We start from the raw sequence: 16,205 nt of genomic DNA on the forward strand, positions 1-16,205 counted from the left end.
CGCCGCGTGACAAGCAGAGATAAGGGTGCCTTGATATGGTTTGCCCTTGCCTGATTAGTCCGGTCAGGCGCTGAAATCCATACTACACATCACTGAAATAATTTCAGTGGCATGTTCACCTGAGTGGGAAGCTGATGGCGAACCAATTGTTAGAACCTACGGAGTTGTCCCTGCGGACGATCCAGTCCTTGCAGCTGCCGGCATCTCCTACCCTCCCGCACCTCATCACCGCAGTAGAGCGGGCTTACGGCAAACCGTTGGAGTTTGACGAAGTAGCGGACGACGTTCTGGCGGATGGCGTTACCGGGCGTTGGGTCGACATGCCGGAGCGGGGTCTCATTCAGTACCGTCGCGGTCACGCGTTCTGGTGCCGGCACGTGATTCTGCACGAGTTCGGGCACATTCTGTTGGGGCACAAGGGTGAACCAGCGGACGGCCTTCAGTCGGCAGGATTCTTTTCGGGGGTCGGGAAGCGGCGAGGGATCAGTTGGATGTGCCGGCCGGCGGCCATTCCTCTGGAAGAGGCCGAGCAGGCGGCCGAAAATCTCGCCTATGCATTGGCTCAACGGCTGGTAGCAGGGCCGGGCTCGCGCGTCTCCGACGCAGAGCGGATTTTTGGGCTGTGATTCAGGCGGCATTCTGGTTGTTAGCTGTTGTCTTCGCGGCCCGGTTGTACCTGGTAGCCCGGCACAACGCATCGACGGCGTTCCTGGGAGCAACTGGCGTCGGCGTCGTGGGCCTCTTCTGTACCGGTCAAATCGTCCCGGAGAGTACCCTTGACGCTTTGATCGGTGGGACAAACTGGCTTCACTTGGTGAGGAACCTCCTGGTTACCGCAGCCGTGTGGCTTGTCCGGGAAGGCGTGTTCAGTGCCCTGTCCGCAGAACCCAAGACCCAGCGCCGCACGACGCACCGGCCTCTGTTCCTTGCTGTACTCCTCCTGGCAATAGCTGTCCCCTTCACCCAGCAAGCATTCGTCCCGACAACTGACGCCTTCATCCCGGAAACCATTCACCAGCCGGCGGTGTATATCTATGCAACGGTCTACATGGCGATCCTTGGATCCCTAGGCCTGTCGGTTCTAAGAGTGAGCATTGGTCCGCGTGATAGCCGCACGGTTCTGGCCAGCGCCACCGTAGTCGGTGTGGGAATGGGCCTTATGGTTCTTGGCTGCCTCGACGAAATCATCTACATGACCCTCCGCTTCGCAGGAGTGGATGGCCCCCTCGCAGGTGTCACGTATTTGCTGTTCACCCCCCTCTTCTACAGCGGAATCTTGCTCACATCCCTGGGACTCGGCATACCGCCAATGGTGCGGCTCTGGCGCAGGCTGGCCCTCGTGGATCGTTTCTGGATTCTCGTGCTCAATGGCAAGTTTCCTGCCGTGAGAAGTGAAGGGAAATCTCCGGAGGCACGTTTTTCGTTCGCGGCCGACGTCCTGGGGCCTCACCCGTCGGAGCGGCTGTACACCTTGGTTATCGCCATTGGTGATCTTCGCGCTGCGGGCCAGCAAGCAGCTTATTCCCCATCCGCTGAGAGGGCCCTTGTCCTGGCTCAGCGGCGGCTGACCAACACACTCGAGCCCCTTGGGCTGGAGCTTACGAAAAGGGCGGAAGTTTAGGTGGCTACAGACACCCAATACGCAGCAGTGGTTACACCTTCGATGATTCAGCGCTTGGCGCGCATATCAACGGAAGTGGCGCAGCCGCCCCTTGTTCTCTCGCTGCTGCTCATCCTTGCTGCAGTGCGCGACGGTGGAGGGATCACGTCTCTGCTGCCTGGACTCGTGGCGGCCGTAACCATTTGTTTGGCGCCCCTACTGGTGGTGGTGATTCTTGCCCGCCGCGGCACACTCACGGACCACCATGTGGGAGACAAGAAGCAGCGCCGCCCTGTCATGCTTTGGACCCTGGCATCAGCCCTTGTTGGCTGCGGGATACTGACATTGATCAACACTCCGGTAACTGTTTGGGCGCTGATTACGGGCATTCTCGGCGGAATCCTTGCACTCATTATTGTCAGCCCCTTCTGGAAAGTGTCCGGCCACGCCATGACGCTAGGGGGCGCGACGGTTTCCTCAGCGATGCTCTTCGGAGTCTGGTCAATCCCTTTCGTCATCGCTGCGCCTTTGGTGTGCTGGTCACGGGTGTATTTGAAGGATCACACGTTGTCGCAGGTCATAACCGGTTTCCTGACAGGACTCGTCGTATTCGGATCAGCCTGCGTGCTGATTCTGAACTGACATAGTATTTTCTCTAAACGTTCAGGGTCCCCAGTTTTGGAACAGCAGACACCGGTACAACGAACGGCACACGTGCGGCTCCGAGAGCAGGAAAAATGACTGAGGGCACCAACCCCGTTGATAGCAGGACAGACCGGGAGGTCTTGGCGTCCAAGCTACAACTCCTTCTCGACATAGTGCATGCCAAAGATGCTGACACCTTCACTTACGAGGAGATACGAGCCGGTCTAGCCGAACAGGGCTTCAATCTGACGAAGACCCGTTGGCATCGACTCCTCGCCGGCTCTCCGGACAACCGGTGGGACCCCGAACTGCTGAAGGCTCTCGCGTACTTCTTCGACGTGGACCCCGACTACCTGCTGCAGCGCAGCGGCCCCGTTCCCGAGCGAGTGGAAGCCGAACTACGGCTCATTGAAGCGTTGCGAATTTCAGAGGTCGAACATTTTGCGGCACGTGTCCTCGGGGAAGTGAACATCGAAGCAGTCCGCGCAGTGACGAAGGCACTCAGAAACCTCCCGACGCGGACCCAGGATGAGGGCACCACGGCCAACTGAAAGAAATTCACTACTGAAATAATTTCAGTAAGATTGGTACATGCGCCGCTACCCGCAGGCTGCCGGAAAACATTCTTCCGGCCGGCCTGATTATCACCACACCGCCAATGGCAGCGGTGGAGCTAGCGACACGGGGCTTCTAGCCGGCTTCCGGAACCACACCCAAAGCTTCGCCAAGCATTTTGTAGCGCCGCAGGACTTCTTCGCGCTCCAGCAGATACTGAACCCGCATCCCGTTCCGCTCTTCGGTTGCCGGTGGGTCCTGGCTTGTGATGCCTGCCTCGGTGAGCAGTTGCAAATTGTGCTTTGCCGTCGCTACGCCGATATTGAGGCCTGCCGCCACCTCACCCCGGGTTGCGGGACCATTTTGTGCCAGAAACCCAATGATGGCCACTCGGGTCAGGTTCCCGAACGCGCTAATGACCGGCTCCAAGTGAGCCGTTGTCTTCGGATGGGCGTACCTGGGCATACCTGCAATCTTGCCGTACCCGCACGTGTGCTCGCATGACAATACGGTAGCGGCTAATTAAATTGCCCGCTATGCTCGGGGTAGAAGCTGTTCGTCTTCAGCGCGAAGACCATTTCAAATTGGGGGAAAGCACGATGACCACGTTGCGGTTTGCCGCCCGCTGGCCCACCAGGTACTGCACAAAGGGCCTGTCGTAATGCAGCGTAAATCGCTTGGCCTGGTGGCCGTCCTTGCCATCCCCGGGCTGTTCTTCGGGCTGATCTTCTCCATGCTCCTGCTGCTCGCCCCCGCGAAGCCTGCTGCCGCGACGTGCGGTCCGGCCGTCTCTGTTGTCATCGACGCCGACACCAAGGTCGAGGGCTACACCGCGGAGCAGTTGAAGTACGCCGCGGCGATCATGGGCGCCGGTAAGGCTCTGGACCTGTCCGTGAAGGGCCAGATGATCAGCGTCATGGTGGCGCTGGGGGAGTCGGGCCTGCGGGTCCTGGACTACGGCGACGGACCGGGCCCTGATTCCCGTGGCTTGTTTCAGCAGCGCGACAACGGCGCGTGGGGATCCTATTCAGACCGCATGGACCCGACCATCAGTGCCACGAACTTCATGAAGGCCCTGCAGAAGGTCGAGGGCTGGGAGCTGCTAGAGCCGACCCTTGCCGGCAACAAGGTGCAGCGCAACGCCGACCCGTACCACTACCAGAAGTACTGGCCGGAGGCCGTCAAGCTCGTCCAGGCGCTCTCGGACGGCACGTTCTCACTGCAAGGCAGCGACTGCGCAATCCCGGGGAAGTCCGGTGCCGGGGATGACTACCCGTGGAAGGACTCTCCGACCTGGGTTCAGGTCGGAGCCAACGACGCCAGCACTTCGCCGTTGAACTTTTACTACCGGGAGTGCGTGGACTTCGCTCTATGGCGGGTGAATCAGCAGATGGGGTCCACCGGTGAACCGTTCAAGTTCGTCAACGGCATGTTTCGCCCCGACGGCCAGCGCTTGGGCTCTGCCGTGACGTGGAAGGCCGGCTGGGACGCCAAAGGTTGGCCCACCGGTTCCGTTCCCCGTGTTGGGGCGGTCGTCTGGTACGCGCCCGGCGCCGGGGGAGCGGACCCGACTTTCGGTCACGTCGCCGTGGTGAAGGAAGTCAAGGACGACGGGACCTACGTCGAAGAGGGCTACAACGGCAATCCGCCTCCGGATGACCACAACTACTACACCCGGACCGTCAGCAGTGATGTCCCATCAGCGTTCTTGTACCTGCCCACCCAAGAGGAGAAGTAATGAAGAAGCCCCTGGCCCTGATCGCAGTGGCCCTGCTCTGCGCCGCGTGCGCACCGGCAGCGAACACCACGCCTGCACCTGCCGAGCCCACGACAGTTACGCCTTCCGCGCCCGTTTCGCTGAGCGCCAGTAGCGGCCCGCAGGCTCCGGGGGGCCCGGTGCCGGCAACGATCGGCATCACCTGGGATGAGTCCAGTAAGGACGCTGCCGTAGACGTCGCTGAAAAGGCCATGGCGGACTTTGCCCGCCCTGGCGTGGAGGAAAAGCAGTGGGCCAACGATCTTGCCCGCTGGCTGACTCCGCGGGCCACTGCCGACTACTCGGCCGTGGATCCGGCCAACATTCCCGCCAGCCGCGTCACCGGCCCGGCAACGCTGAGCGTCGATGAAGCCAACGGCTACGGGGTCATGGCAGCGGTACCCACCGACGCCGGGACCTACACGGTGCAGCTGCTCCGCACGGGCAAGGAAGACCCGTGGAAGGTCAACCGCTTCACACCCCCCTCGTCCTAAGCGCCGGAACCCTCCATCTCACACACGTAAGGAAGAAGCCCATGAGCACCACATCAACCGAGGTCCTGGCCTTTCCAAACATCAGGGCCATCGTCCGGGACAACGGAACCGCTGAGGTCGTCGTCGCCGGTAACTCCCGCATCGTCCCGGCCGGGGAATCCCTGCAGGACCTCCGCAACAACGCCCTGGCCCTCGTCGTGGGCGAGGCACAGACGCTGAACCGTCCCGTCAGAGTTCAGATCGAGGATCCCGAAGGGCACGGCGAACTCATCGTGCACCCGGACAACAGGATTGAATCCGTCTCCTACGAGGCACGCCCCGCCCGGCGCAGGGCACCGGACCCCGCGCCCGAGACGCCAGCTCCCACCGTCATTGACACCGTTCAAGCTCCTGTTCCTGAGCCTGTGGATGCTCCGGCAGAGCCCACTGCTGCCGCCGTCGCCGCGGTGGACCGACAGCCGTGGCCGCCGAATCCCGTCGCGTCAGAGACGACGGACATGCCGGCCACCTCGGTGCCGGAGACGGCAGTGGTCACGGAGGAAGCACCGCCGACGCGGCGCAGCTTGAAGGAAACTTCGTTCCTGGTCAGCGCCCCGGTTCTGGAGCCGGCCACGCAGGGTTGGCGGGGTGCGCTCACGCGCCTTGGCTTCCGGATGGACCCGTCCGCGGAAGAGCTTTCCGAGCGGGAGGATATCCGCACGGTCAGCCAGCACTGGCCGGGCCCCCGGACCATAGCGGTGGTCAACCGCAAGGGCGGTGCGAACAAGACCCCCACCGTGGTCATGCTTTCGGCCATCCTTGCTCGCTACAGCGGTGCCGCGACCGTCGCCTGGGATAACAATGAGTCCCAAGGCACGCTGGGGTGGCGGACGGAAAAGGGTGCCCATGACCGGAGTGTCCTGGACCTGATTGATTCCTCGACCGAACTGCTCTCCCCGTCAACGAACGCGGCCGAGATTGCCAAGTTCGTCCACCACCAGACCGCAGACAAGTTCGATGTCCTGCGCTCGGATGAGAACGAGGAAGGCGACCACGAAGTCACCGCTGAGGAAGTCGACATCGCCCACCAGGTCCTCACCCGCTATTACCGGTTGGTGGTCATGGACTCGGGCAACACCGCCCGGGCGGCTAACTGGCGCCGGATGATCCATCACACCAACCAGCTCGTCGTGCCTGTGACGGCCATTGAGGACCGCGCGGAAGCCGCTCGGCTGACGCTGCAGACCCTCGAATCCCGTGGTGGCCACGATGCCGAGCTGGCCCGCAACGCCGTCGTGATCGTCTCTGAGTCCACTGACGCGAAGCGGGCCATGTCAGGGGATGCCTTGAAGCGGGCCAAGGACGAGGCCCAGCGGATTGCGGACGGCTTTGAACCGTTCGTCCGGGCCGTCGTCCGGATTCCTTACGATCCGGCACTGGTCAACGGCCCCATCCGCTATGAAGCCCTGCAGCCGGCCACCCAGCGGGCATGGCTGGCGGCCGCGGCCGCCGTCGCCAAAGGCTTCTAAACCCACCTTGATCCGGACTTTCGAAAGGAGGAACTATGCAACAGTCCCTGAACCCCTGGATCACCAGCCCCGCCACGGAAACTGCGGAAGAGGAAACAACGGATACGTATATGCCGCCGGCGGCAGTCATCAGTGCGCCTCTGAAGGGAATGGTCGAACCCGACGCAACCGACAGACTGGCCCGCCGCACCATGAGCGGTTCCGCCGCATTGTGGATCATCGGCGCACACGGGGGAGCGGGCGAAAACAGAATCGCTGACCTCCTAGGTGCACGTGCCACCGATCACTGCTGGCCCGTCCTCCAAGACGGAAGCGAGCCACGGGTGCTGCTGGTGTGCCGCGCAGACATGCGCGGCCTGACAGCCGCCAGAAGTGCGCTGACCCAATGGGTGTCAGGAGCCACACCGGAAGTTGACCTGCTTGGCCTCGCCGTCCTTGCTGACGCACCGGGGAAGACTCCGAAGGCGCTGCGGGAGTTTGCCTCAATCGTGGGCGGGGGGGCGCCCCGGCTCTGGACCCTGCCCTGGGTAGAAGCCTGGCGGCACGGGGACACCACGGCCCCGCCCCGCGAATTTCAACGCTTCATTACTGACATAGCCACCTTAGCTACCAACACCACAACCGCTCACTGAAAGGTCTCACCATGAACTACTTCTCCGCACTTGCAACCGGTGTCATCCCCAACCCCACCCCGACCATCCCGGCAGAGGCAGACGGGCTGCTTCTGGTCCTGAACTGGGCCTCCGGCATCGGCCTGGTCCTGGGCGTACTTGGCGTGATCATCGTCGGCATCGGCATGGTGATCCAGCTCCAGCGGGGCGAAGGCGCACAGGCCATCGGCAAGCTCGGCTGGGTCCTGATGGGCTGCATCATCATCACCGGTGCCGCCGGCATCGTCCGCGCGTTCGTCTAAGCCAGCACCAACAACGGGAGGTTCACCGTGAGCCAGTCAACAGATAGCACCACCGAAAGCAATCCGTTCACCAAGCCCGGTTTCATCATTGCGGCCGCGCTGGTGGTTGCGCTGATCGCAGCAACCATCGTGATCTTCCTTCTCCCCAAAGGACAGGGCAACGCTCAGCCGACCCCTGCTCCGGCAGAAACCAGCAGCACAGCCGAGGCCAGTCCCAGTGCTTCAGCTGCTGGCGAGAGCATCTGCGGGCTTCCTGCAACTTCGGAAACCGCGCTGGGCTCCGCGCCAGAGACGAAATGGGAACTCGTAGGAACCATGGCTGCCCCAACTGATGTCAAGGTTGGGCCAGGTAAGACCGACGATCAAGGCATCAGGTCCTGCTTCGCCCATACGCCTACAGGTGCGCTATATGCTGCGGTCAACCTGTGGGCGCTGGGCAGTGATCCCTCCAAAGAGCGAGCCATCGCCGAACAGCTCGCAGCTAAGGGACCTGGCCGTGACGCAGGTATGAAGGCGCCACAAACCGCCGCCCCATCTTCGTCCGTGAAGATCCAGATAGCCGGCTTCAACGTTTCGTACACGGCGAACCAGGCTGTCGTTGAACTGGCATTCAAGGCAGACAATGGTGCGCTGGCTTCTGTGAGAACCACGCTGCTTTGGCAGGACGGCGACTGGAAAGGGGTCGTGGCCGACAACGGTGCTCCGTTGGAAGAACCACGCCAAATCCGTGATCTTTCAGGCTTCATCCCATGGAGTGGAGCATGAAGCCCGCATGGAACCCGGCAGGCGATTGGATAGCCGGGATCGCGGACGACGCTATGGGAAACATGGCGAAGGCCATCATGGAGGGCATGAGTCAGATGGTGACGACTCTGTCTACCTTCTGGGTTTCAATGCCCACGGTGAACCTGATCAGCGAGGACAGGACTGGGCCAAGTTCCGTGGTCTCGATAGTCAACAGCGAGCTGATGACTTGGACGCTGACGCTGGCGGTCCTCGCCGTCATCATCGGCGGCATCCGGATGATCTGGGAACAACGCGGTGCACCGCTCAAGGACCTGCTCCGTTCGCTGCTGACCCTCACCCTGGTGTCCGGCCTTGGCCTGGGAGTCATCTCAATTTTGGTAATTGCCGCAGATACTTTTTCGGCCGCCATCATCGAGCGTTCCACGGACGGGAAGGGCTTTGCTCAGTCGATGAGCGTTCTTGTCATGACCGGCCAAACGGAGGTTGGAGTATTCATCCTCATCGTCCTAGGCCTGATCGGATTGATTGCTTCACTGGTCCAGATCGTCCTCATGGTGGTCCGGAGCGGCATGTTGGTAATCCTGGCGGGCATTCTGCCCACCACGGCCGCGTTCACCAACACTGAGATGGGCAGGCAGTGGTTCCAGAAAGCAATTGGCTGGACCATCGCTTTCATTCTTTACAAGCCCGCGGCAGCCATCGTGTACTCCGTCGCATTCCTCTTGATGGGCAACACCACCGGGCAGGACGCCTTGGTCGGCTCAATCACAGGCTTCACGCTGATGATCGTTGCCCTATTCGCACTTCCGGCGTTGATGCGGTTCGTAACGCCAATGGTTGGAGCCGTGGCCTCGGGCAGCGGCGCTGCAGCCGGGGCTGCCGTTGGTGCGATGGCCACCGGTGCCGTGTCCCTGGGCCGCGGCGGCAGCGGACGAGGCAATGCCGCGCCAATCCCCGCGACAACAAGCACTACGGCCAGTACGCAGAGCACTTCCACCGGTGCTTCGCCGAAAGGCAGTGACGGAGCGTCTGGTCCCCGGGGCGGGGGAGGCCAGCCCACCCCCGGTGTTACGGGTCCGGGCGGAGCCGCTGGCGCTGCGGCCGCAGGCAAAGCAGGCACCGCAGGAGCAGCGGCAGGGGCAAGCGGTGGGGCAGCAGCAGCTGGCCCGGCCGGCATGGCTCTAGCCGCCGGGGCGCAGGTGGCGTCCAGGACGTCGCAGGCAATTGAAAAGACCGCGCAGGATTCAACCGGGGAGGGCCCCAGTGGCAGCAATTAACACCGAATATAAGGAACCGTCCTACGGCAACTGGCGCGTGCCGCGCTCTGCCGGCCTGGGCAACCTCGGCGCCATCGGCACCGGAATTGTCATGGCCGGCCTGTTGATGGGCATCACCACCTTCGCTATCTGGGGCCTGTTCCCGGGCCTCGCTGTCCTCGCCCTCGCCGGGGCCAGCGCCCTGTTGCTCACGGTCAAGGACAAGCACGGCCAGTCCGTCGTAGACCGGTTTGGCACCAGGATGACCTTTCGGCTCTCCAAGTCCTCTGGAACGAACCTCTACCGCTCCGGCCCGCTGGGGGTGACCGAGTGGGGCATGTACCAGCTCCCCGGCCTGGCCGCGAAATCGGCCCTGTACGAGTTCACCGACTCCTACAAGCGCCCGTTCGCCATGCTGCACGTGCCGGCCACCAGCCACTTCACCGTCATCTTCTCCACCGAACCCGATGGAGCCTCGCTGGTGGATCCTGAGCAGGTCGACGCATGGGTCGCTAACTGGGGCGGCTGGCTGGCCGGCCTGGCCGACGAGGCCGGACTTGACGCCGCGGCCGTCACGGTGGAGACCGCCCCCGATTCCGGGTACCGGCTCCGGAACGAAGTCGAGATGAACATCGACGCCAACGCACCGGAATTCGCCCAGGCGATCCTGCGCGAAGTCGTTGACACCTACCCGGAAGGATCAGCCACCGTCCGCGCCTGGGTGTCCCTGACCTTCAACGCCTCCCTGCGGGCCGGTTCCAAGAAGCGCACACCCGAAGACGTTGCCCGTGACCTCGCCTCCCGGATCCCGGGCCTCTCGGCCCGGCTGCAGTCCACCGGTGCCGGTATCGCCCGCCCGATGTCCGCGCAGGAACTCTGCGAGGTCGTGCGCATCGCCTACGACCCGCCTGCCGCTCTGATCATTGATGAAGCCCACGCCGCCGGTTCCCCCGTTGCCCTGACCTGGGGTGAGGTCGGCCCCACCGCGACGCAGGCAAGCTGGGACGACTACCGCCACGATTCCGCGTTCTCGGTCTCTTGGACCATGACAGGCGCCCCCCGCGGTTCCGTGAACTCCTCGGTTCTGTCCCGGTTGCTGGCCCCGCACGGGGACATTGACCGCAAACGCGTATCCCTGCTGTACCGTCCGATGGATTCCGCGAAAGCAGCCACCGTGGTCGAGCGGGACCAGAACAACGCCAACGTCCGCATCACCTCCGGAACCCGGCCCAGCGCAAGGGCCTTGGTCGATGCCCGTTCCGCCGTGCAGACAGCCCAGGAAGAAGCCCGCGGCGCCGGCCTGGTGAACTTCGGAATGGTCGTCACCGCCACCGTGACCGACAAGGAACGGTTGCCTGATGCCGTTGCCGCCATTGAACAGACCTCCGGCACGGCCCGGGTGCTCCTGCGCCGCGCCTACGGCGCGCAGGACACCGCCTTCGCGGCGTCCCTGCCGCTGGGACTCGTCCTGCCCAAGCACAGCATGGTCCCCTCCGAAATCAAGGACGCACTCTAATGGCACTCAAAAACCTCTTAACGTCAATGACAGTAAAGACAGTAATGCCAGCAAAGGGCGCGCCAAAAAAGGCTGCTAAGCAGCCACGCGAGGCCGGGCCGGGTGCCCGTGGTTGGTCCGGTCGTGGCGGCGGCATGGCCCAGCTCGTCCCGTCCGTGAAGGAGTACCGGGGAACCACTGTCCAGGTCTGCGGGCTGTGGCCGTTCTCCTCAGGTGCGTCCTCACCCATGATCGGCGTCCCGCTGGGTCGGCACGAGGAAACCCAGGCCACGGTCTGCTGTGACCCGATCAGCTGGTTCCAGCGTGCACGCCTCATCTCCAACCCTTCCGCTTTCATTCTCGGCAAACCCGGGCTGGGAAAGTCCACTCTGGTCCGCCGCATGTTCCTGGGCCTCGCGGCCCAAGGCGTCAACCCATTGGTTCTCGGTGACCTGAAAGGCGAGCACGTCAAAGCTGTTGAAGCTCTGGGCGGGCAGGTGATCAAGCTCGGCCGCGGCGTCGGGTACCTGAACATTCTTGATCCGGGCCAGGCCGTCGAGGTCGCCCAGCTCCTCGAGGACCACGGCCACCACGAAGCGGCCACCCGGGTCCGTGCCGATGCGCATGGTCGACGCCTGAACATGGTCGTCTCACTGATCACCATCAGCAGGAACAATCCGCCCACAGACCAAGAACAAACCATCCTGGACCGGGCCCTGCGGGTCCTCGATGACCGGTTCGACGGCATCCCGGTCCTGAAAGACCTGCTGGACGTCATCGTCTCCGCCCCGGATGAGCTGCGGCAGGTCGCTTTGGACCGTGGCGACATGAACGTCTACCTGCAGGAGACCCGGGCGCTGGAAGCGACCCTGCTGGGCCTGACCGGGGGAGGAAAGCTGGGAGAAATCTTCTCCCGGCAGACCACCAACCCCATGAAGAGGGACCGCGCCGTCGTCTTCGATGTCTCCAGCATCGACGAAACCGAAACCGACCTCCAGGCTGCCGTGCTGCTGGCGTGCTGGTCCTACGGATTCGGAACAGTGAACGTCGCCAACACCCTCGCCGACGCTGGTCTGGAACCGCGCCGGAACTACTTCGTGGTCCTGGACGAGCTGTGGCGGGCGCTGCGCTCCGGCAAGGGCATGGTCGACAGGGTGGACGCCCTGACCCGCCTGAACCGCTCTGTGGGCGTTGGACAGATCATGATTTCCCACACCATGTCCGACCTGCTGGCACTGCCGGCAGAAGAGGACCGGATGAAAGCCCGCGGCTTCGTCGAACGCTCCGGCATGGTGATCTGTGGCGGCCTGCCTGCCTCAGAGATGCCGCTGCTGACCTCAGCGATTCCGCTGTCCCGGCAGGAGCAGCAGAAGCTCATTTCATGGCAGGACCCGCCCGCCTGGGACTCGCGCGGCCTCGACGTCGAACCCCCGGGCCGGGGCAAGTTCCTCATCAAAGTCGGCGGCCGCCCGGGAATCCCCGTCCAGATCGGACTGACCTCCATCGAGAAAAACGACGGCCTGAACGACACCGACACCCGCTGGCACCCACCAGCCGAAACGCTCATGGACCCGGCAGCACCAACGCTGCTGACAGAAGGAGGCGCGCTGTGAGTGCACCGAACCGCAAAGGAATGGGCCTCGAAGATGCCCTGCTCGTCTGGCTCGCCATCGGCGCCATCGTCATCTTCGGCGGCGGCACCTACGCCGCCGCGCACCTCGGCTCATGGATGGCAGGCATTGACGCACCCCCTGCCCACCCGATTGACCTGGTCGCCGGGCTGATCAAGGGCAAGGTGCCCTGGCCTATCCAGGCCACGGTCGCGGCGTGCCTTATGGCCGGCGTGATCCTGGCGCTGGCTATCGTCGTGCTGATTGCGTGGCGGAAGGGCGCGTCCAAGCGTGCCCGCGTGGACAAGGCCGCCCGCTACCTGGGCCGCGGGAAGTCCCTGGCCGCTTTCTCCGAGAAGGGCGCACAGGCCAAAGCCGAACGTCTCGGTATCAAGGACAATCCCGGGATCGTCGTCGGCAAGGTGGTCTCCACCGGCCAAAAGTTCGTCCAGTCATGGGAAGACCTCAGCCTCGACATCTGGGGACCCCGAACGGGTAAGTCCACCTCCCGGGTGATGCCCGCCATCCTGGACGCACCCGGCGCCGTTGTCTCTACCTCGAACAAGCGCGACGTCGTGGACGGTACCCGTGGCGTCCGCGAGAACGTGGCCCCGGTGTGGGTGTTCGATCCGCAGAAGATCGCCCAGGAAGAACCGGACTGGTGGTGGAACCCGCTGTCCTACGTCACCGACGAAGAAAAGGCCTACAAACTCACCCAGCACTTCTCGGTCGGTTCCCGGGTCCCAGGGTCCAAGCCGGACGCCTACTTCGATCCCAAAGCCGAAGACATTCTCTCTTCGTACTTCCTCGCGGCCGCACTCGGCGGGCTTCCCATCACGCAGGTCTACCTGTGGGTGACCGAACAGGTCAACCGCGAACCGATCAACATCCTCAAAGCCCACGACTACGAGCTGCAGTACAAAGGCCTGGAGTCCACGCTGGAACTGGCCGACAAGCAACGCGACGGCATCTTCGGCACCGCCGAGAAGATGATCCAGTGCCTCAAAAGCCGCAACACCCTCCGCTGGGTCGCCCCGACAGGCGGCGCAGGCGTGGCCGGTGATGCCCGCCGCCAGTTCAACCCGCACGCCTTCGCCGCCTCACAGGAGACGATCTACATCCTCTCCAAGGAAGGGGCCGGCTCAGCCGCCCCGCTCACCACCGCACTGACGGTGGCCATCGCTGAGGCGATGGAGGAACGGGCCGAACGCAGCGGCGGCCGCCTGCCCAAACCGGCACTGTTCGCTTTGGACGAGTTGGCAAACGTGGTCCGCTGGGCCGCCCTGCCGGACCAGTTCAGCCACTACGGCTCCAAAGGCCTGATCGTCATGGGCATCCTGCAGTCCTGGTCCCAAGGCGTCGAACTCTGGGGCGAGGCGAACATGCGGAAAATCTGGTCCGCTGCGAACGTCAAGGTCTACGGCGGCGGCGTCGCCGAAGAAGGCTTCCTCCGCGCCCTCTCCGACCTCATCGGGGACTACAGCTACACCAACGTCTCCATCTCCTCCGGTAAGTCCGGTTCCAGCCGCTCCCGCCAGGAAGCCAAGGAACGGATCTTCGACGTCTCCAACCTGGCGGAGCTGGACCGCGGCCGCGCCGTCGTCCTCTCCTCTGGCGCGCCAGCCACGCTGGTCCGCACCATGCCTTGGTACACCGGCCCGCACAAAGAAGCTGTGGAAGCTTCCATCAAGAAGTACAGCCCCCGCCCCGAGGAAGAGGCGGTGCCGGCCGCTGCCGCACCTGTCGACAATCCCTGGGTGACGAAGTAAGGAACCTGCCAGCCATGACAGACGATTTTGGGTTGTTCGATACGGACACACCCCCGCCCAGTCCAGGCGGAAGCGAGGACGAGAGAACCGAGAAGAAGCCGGAGCTCGTCTACGGTTCGCCTGAGGAGTTCCTTCATTAGCAGCTGCTGCCCACGTATGTCCGCAGCGTGACCGGGAAGTCCGCGAAGTGGTGCATCGAGTGGTACTTCCACCCGGAAGCCGTCTCACGCGTAGCTGCGATGTGGCGGGCCTGGGAACACCTCCGCCTCGACCCCGCCACCGGCATGAGCGTCTGGTGGCGAGACCACGCAGACCACCACATGCGAGTCCTTCTCGACCCACAAGGCCCGTTCTACAACTGCGACATGAAAGAACACCGAGACCCCGACCATTTGGAACCAAAAAAAGCACCAGCAGGTTGGTTTCCTGATGCTAAAACCTAGGGTTCGAATACCCTGTCGCTCCCTCATCCCAAAAGTAACTAAATCTTCGCGCTACTTTAGAAAGCGGGGGGAAGTGAAGGGCCCTCCGTCTCATCTTGGAATCAGTTTTCGATTTTTGGGCTCTAGGTAAGGAAGTGCAGTGACAGATCAAATCGGTGTCGATGGCAACAAAGAGTTGAAAGAACCAGGCGAACCCAATGACAGTGGCGGTGGCAAGATCATGGGCAAGGGCCGTTCAGAACGGCCCACCCCAATCACACGTGTGGCACTCTGGCTACACAAGACGTGGAAGTTCCCCATGTGGGGAATCTACATCGTCGGCTTCTTGGCGGTCATAGCATCTTGGGCTCTCCTTGTATCGGTGATGCCGGAGGGTGCCCGCCCGCTTGTCAATGTTGTGGGCTGTGGGCTGTTGGCTTTGGGTGGCCTGTTTGCCGCCATCTCAAAAACCGAACCGCTTCTCACGGGTGGACACGAATCAGATGCTCACACGCACTGGAGGTCCAAAGTGGAGGACGCTTCCTATATCGCTGTCGTGGTGGGCGCTCTTTTTGTACTCGTTGCCGCGGTTAAGGATCCCGCCGTAATAGCTTCGTGGCACAAACTCTGGCACCTCTGGTAGGCAAATAAGCGGCAGTGGGGCGGTCCCTCCTCATGAAGCACCGACCCCACGGTGCCCCTCTTCCAGGGCAAAAGACCCATGTAGTGGCCTCTATGATCTACAAACCCGTAGCCTTCCTCCATGAAGGAGCAAAAAATATCCGGGACAGGCGACCAACAAGGGCGCGCCGCCCCTTTTAGGGTCTGGGCGCCCATAGTTATCTCAGCGCTGGCTCTCGTCATCAGCACTCTCGGCTTTATGGTCCAACAGAGCGCCCTGGATCAGCAGCGAGAACAGCTCGCAGCGCAGAACGGTCAGCTCGACACCCAGAAAAATCAACTCGACATTCAGCGAAACGCGCTTGAGACCCAACAGAAGGAGTTCCAAGCTGCCGAGGATCGATGGAAAGCGGAAGGTCCCCTTTTCGTCGCACGTGGATACCTACGCCAAGACCCGGAACGGTCCATGGCGTTGCTCGAATTCTCGGAGGACGGGCCTGCGCAACGTTCGGATGAGGAACTAGAGAATATTTACGTGTCTGAGGGACAAGCCGAGATAGGTCCGATGTTTATCGAGGCTGAGGTAACGAATGTTGGCCGCTCTCCAGGTCAGATAAGTAGCGTTTGGGGCGAGCTTAACGGCTATCGAAAAGACTCCCGTCCCTTATCGCCAGCGCCTGGCCTTCGGATATGCACGGCAACCCTCGGGGAACGGATTCCTACTGTCTGCAAAGAACACTTCGCCGAGCAGGATGTCATTTGTTTGGGACCGGACGGCGTTGAGGCCGTCTGCCAGTTTCCTTTGCATGTGCCA

Annotated in this window: 17 protein-coding genes and 1 pseudogene; 16 read left to right on the top strand and 2 right to left on the bottom strand. The window is 62.6% G+C overall.

The features are described from left to right. Positions 1-134 precede the first annotated feature (134 nt). The 4 genes from QFZ36_RS20670 to QFZ36_RS20685 all read left to right on the top strand — a co-directional run bounded on the left by QFZ36_RS20670 (position 135) and on the right by QFZ36_RS20685 (position 2,796). A complete protein-coding gene (locus QFZ36_RS20670; protein WP_306639335.1) occupies positions 135-626 on the top strand; it encodes a hypothetical protein in 492 nt (163 codons plus the stop codon). Further along, positions 623-1,621 carry a hypothetical protein gene (locus QFZ36_RS20675; protein WP_306639336.1) on the top strand — a complete coding sequence of 333 codons (999 nt, stop codon included), beginning with the start codon at positions 623-625 and terminating at the stop codon, positions 1,619-1,621. Before QFZ36_RS20670 ends, QFZ36_RS20675 begins: the two co-directional genes overlap by 4 nt. Further along, on the top strand, positions 1,622-2,242 hold the full coding sequence (locus tag QFZ36_RS20680) for a phosphatase PAP2 family protein (protein WP_306639337.1): 621 nt from the start codon (positions 1,622-1,624) through the stop codon (positions 2,240-2,242). A 95-nt stretch (positions 2,243-2,337) separates the two neighbouring features. Further along, entirely contained in the window at positions 2,338-2,796 is a 459-nt protein-coding gene (locus QFZ36_RS20685; protein WP_306639339.1) for a hypothetical protein, read from the top strand. 139 nt (positions 2,797-2,935) lie between these two features. Here QFZ36_RS20685 and QFZ36_RS20690 read toward each other — a convergent pair whose 3' ends face one another. Beyond that, positions 2,936-3,190 (bottom strand): winged helix-turn-helix domain-containing protein, encoded by a 255-nt coding sequence (locus tag QFZ36_RS20690; RefSeq protein ID WP_373427095.1) that lies wholly within the window; start codon positions 3,188-3,190, stop codon positions 2,936-2,938. Between the two features lie 271 nt (positions 3,191-3,461). Here QFZ36_RS20690 and QFZ36_RS20695 point away from each other — a divergent pair, with 271 nt between their 5' ends. The 12 genes and pseudogenes from QFZ36_RS20695 to QFZ36_RS20750 all read left to right on the top strand — a co-directional run bounded on the left by QFZ36_RS20695 (position 3,462) and on the right by QFZ36_RS20750 (position 15,413). After that, the gene (locus tag QFZ36_RS20695) at positions 3,462-4,538 is read left to right on the top strand and encodes a CHAP domain-containing protein (RefSeq protein WP_306639343.1); all 1,077 of its coding nucleotides are present in this window, start codon (positions 3,462-3,464) and stop codon (positions 4,536-4,538) included. Beyond that, positions 4,538-5,050, top strand: a complete 513-nt coding sequence (locus QFZ36_RS20700; RefSeq protein ID WP_306639345.1) for a hypothetical protein — start codon at positions 4,538-4,540, stop codon at positions 5,048-5,050. The genes QFZ36_RS20695 and QFZ36_RS20700 overlap by 1 nt, the downstream gene beginning before the upstream one ends. 41 nt (positions 5,051-5,091) lie before the next feature. After that, positions 5,092-6,558, top strand: a complete 1,467-nt coding sequence (locus QFZ36_RS20705; protein WP_306639346.1) for a chromosome partitioning protein ParA — start codon at positions 5,092-5,094, stop codon at positions 6,556-6,558. Between the two features lie 35 nt (positions 6,559-6,593). After that, complete coding sequence (locus QFZ36_RS20710; RefSeq protein WP_306639348.1) at positions 6,594-7,190, top strand: DUF6668 family protein; 597 nt, start codon at positions 6,594-6,596, stop codon at positions 7,188-7,190. A gap of 11 nt (positions 7,191-7,201) precedes the next feature. Next, on the top strand, positions 7,202-7,471 hold the full coding sequence (locus QFZ36_RS20715) for a hypothetical protein (RefSeq protein ID WP_306639349.1): 270 nt from the start codon (positions 7,202-7,204) through the stop codon (positions 7,469-7,471). Positions 7,472-7,498: 27 nt separating this feature from the next. Next, positions 7,499-8,236 (top strand): hypothetical protein, encoded by a 738-nt coding sequence (locus tag QFZ36_RS20720; protein WP_306639350.1) that lies wholly within the window; start codon positions 7,499-7,501, stop codon positions 8,234-8,236. Next, positions 8,233-9,495: a hypothetical protein gene (locus QFZ36_RS20725; protein ID WP_306639351.1), complete on the top strand. Its 1,263-nt coding sequence runs from the start codon at positions 8,233-8,235 to the stop codon at positions 9,493-9,495. The genes QFZ36_RS20720 and QFZ36_RS20725 overlap by 4 nt, the downstream gene beginning before the upstream one ends. Next, positions 9,482-10,990: an SCO6880 family protein gene (locus QFZ36_RS20730; protein WP_306639352.1), complete on the top strand. Its 1,509-nt coding sequence runs from the start codon at positions 9,482-9,484 to the stop codon at positions 10,988-10,990. The genes QFZ36_RS20725 and QFZ36_RS20730 overlap by 14 nt, the downstream gene beginning before the upstream one ends. Before the next feature lie 134 nt (positions 10,991-11,124). Next, on the top strand, positions 11,125-12,582 hold the full coding sequence (locus QFZ36_RS20735; protein ID WP_306639354.1) for a helicase HerA domain-containing protein: 1,458 nt from the start codon (positions 11,125-11,127) through the stop codon (positions 12,580-12,582). Continuing rightward, complete coding sequence (locus tag QFZ36_RS20740) at positions 12,579-14,348, top strand: type IV secretory system conjugative DNA transfer family protein (RefSeq protein ID WP_306639356.1); 1,770 nt, start codon at positions 12,579-12,581, stop codon at positions 14,346-14,348. Before QFZ36_RS20735 ends, QFZ36_RS20740 begins: the two co-directional genes overlap by 4 nt. Positions 14,349-14,362: 14 nt before the next feature. Further along, positions 14,363-14,791, top strand: a pseudogene (locus tag QFZ36_RS20745) (DUF4913 domain-containing protein). Between the two features lie 139 nt (positions 14,792-14,930). After that, positions 14,931-15,413 carry a hypothetical protein gene (locus tag QFZ36_RS20750; protein ID WP_306639358.1) on the top strand — a complete coding sequence of 161 codons (483 nt, stop codon included), beginning with the start codon at positions 14,931-14,933 and terminating at the stop codon, positions 15,411-15,413. Between the two features lie 201 nt (positions 15,414-15,614). On the opposite strand, the gene QFZ36_RS20755 is transcribed toward QFZ36_RS20750, so the two are convergent. Further along, on the bottom strand, positions 15,615-15,779 hold the full coding sequence (locus tag QFZ36_RS20755) for a hypothetical protein (protein ID WP_306639359.1): 165 nt from the start codon (positions 15,777-15,779) through the stop codon (positions 15,615-15,617). Positions 15,780-16,205: the final 426 nt, after the last annotated feature.

Source organism: Pseudarthrobacter siccitolerans (genome assembly GCF_030823375.1).
Lineage (GTDB): Bacteria > Actinomycetota > Actinomycetes > Actinomycetales > Micrococcaceae > Arthrobacter > Arthrobacter siccitolerans_A.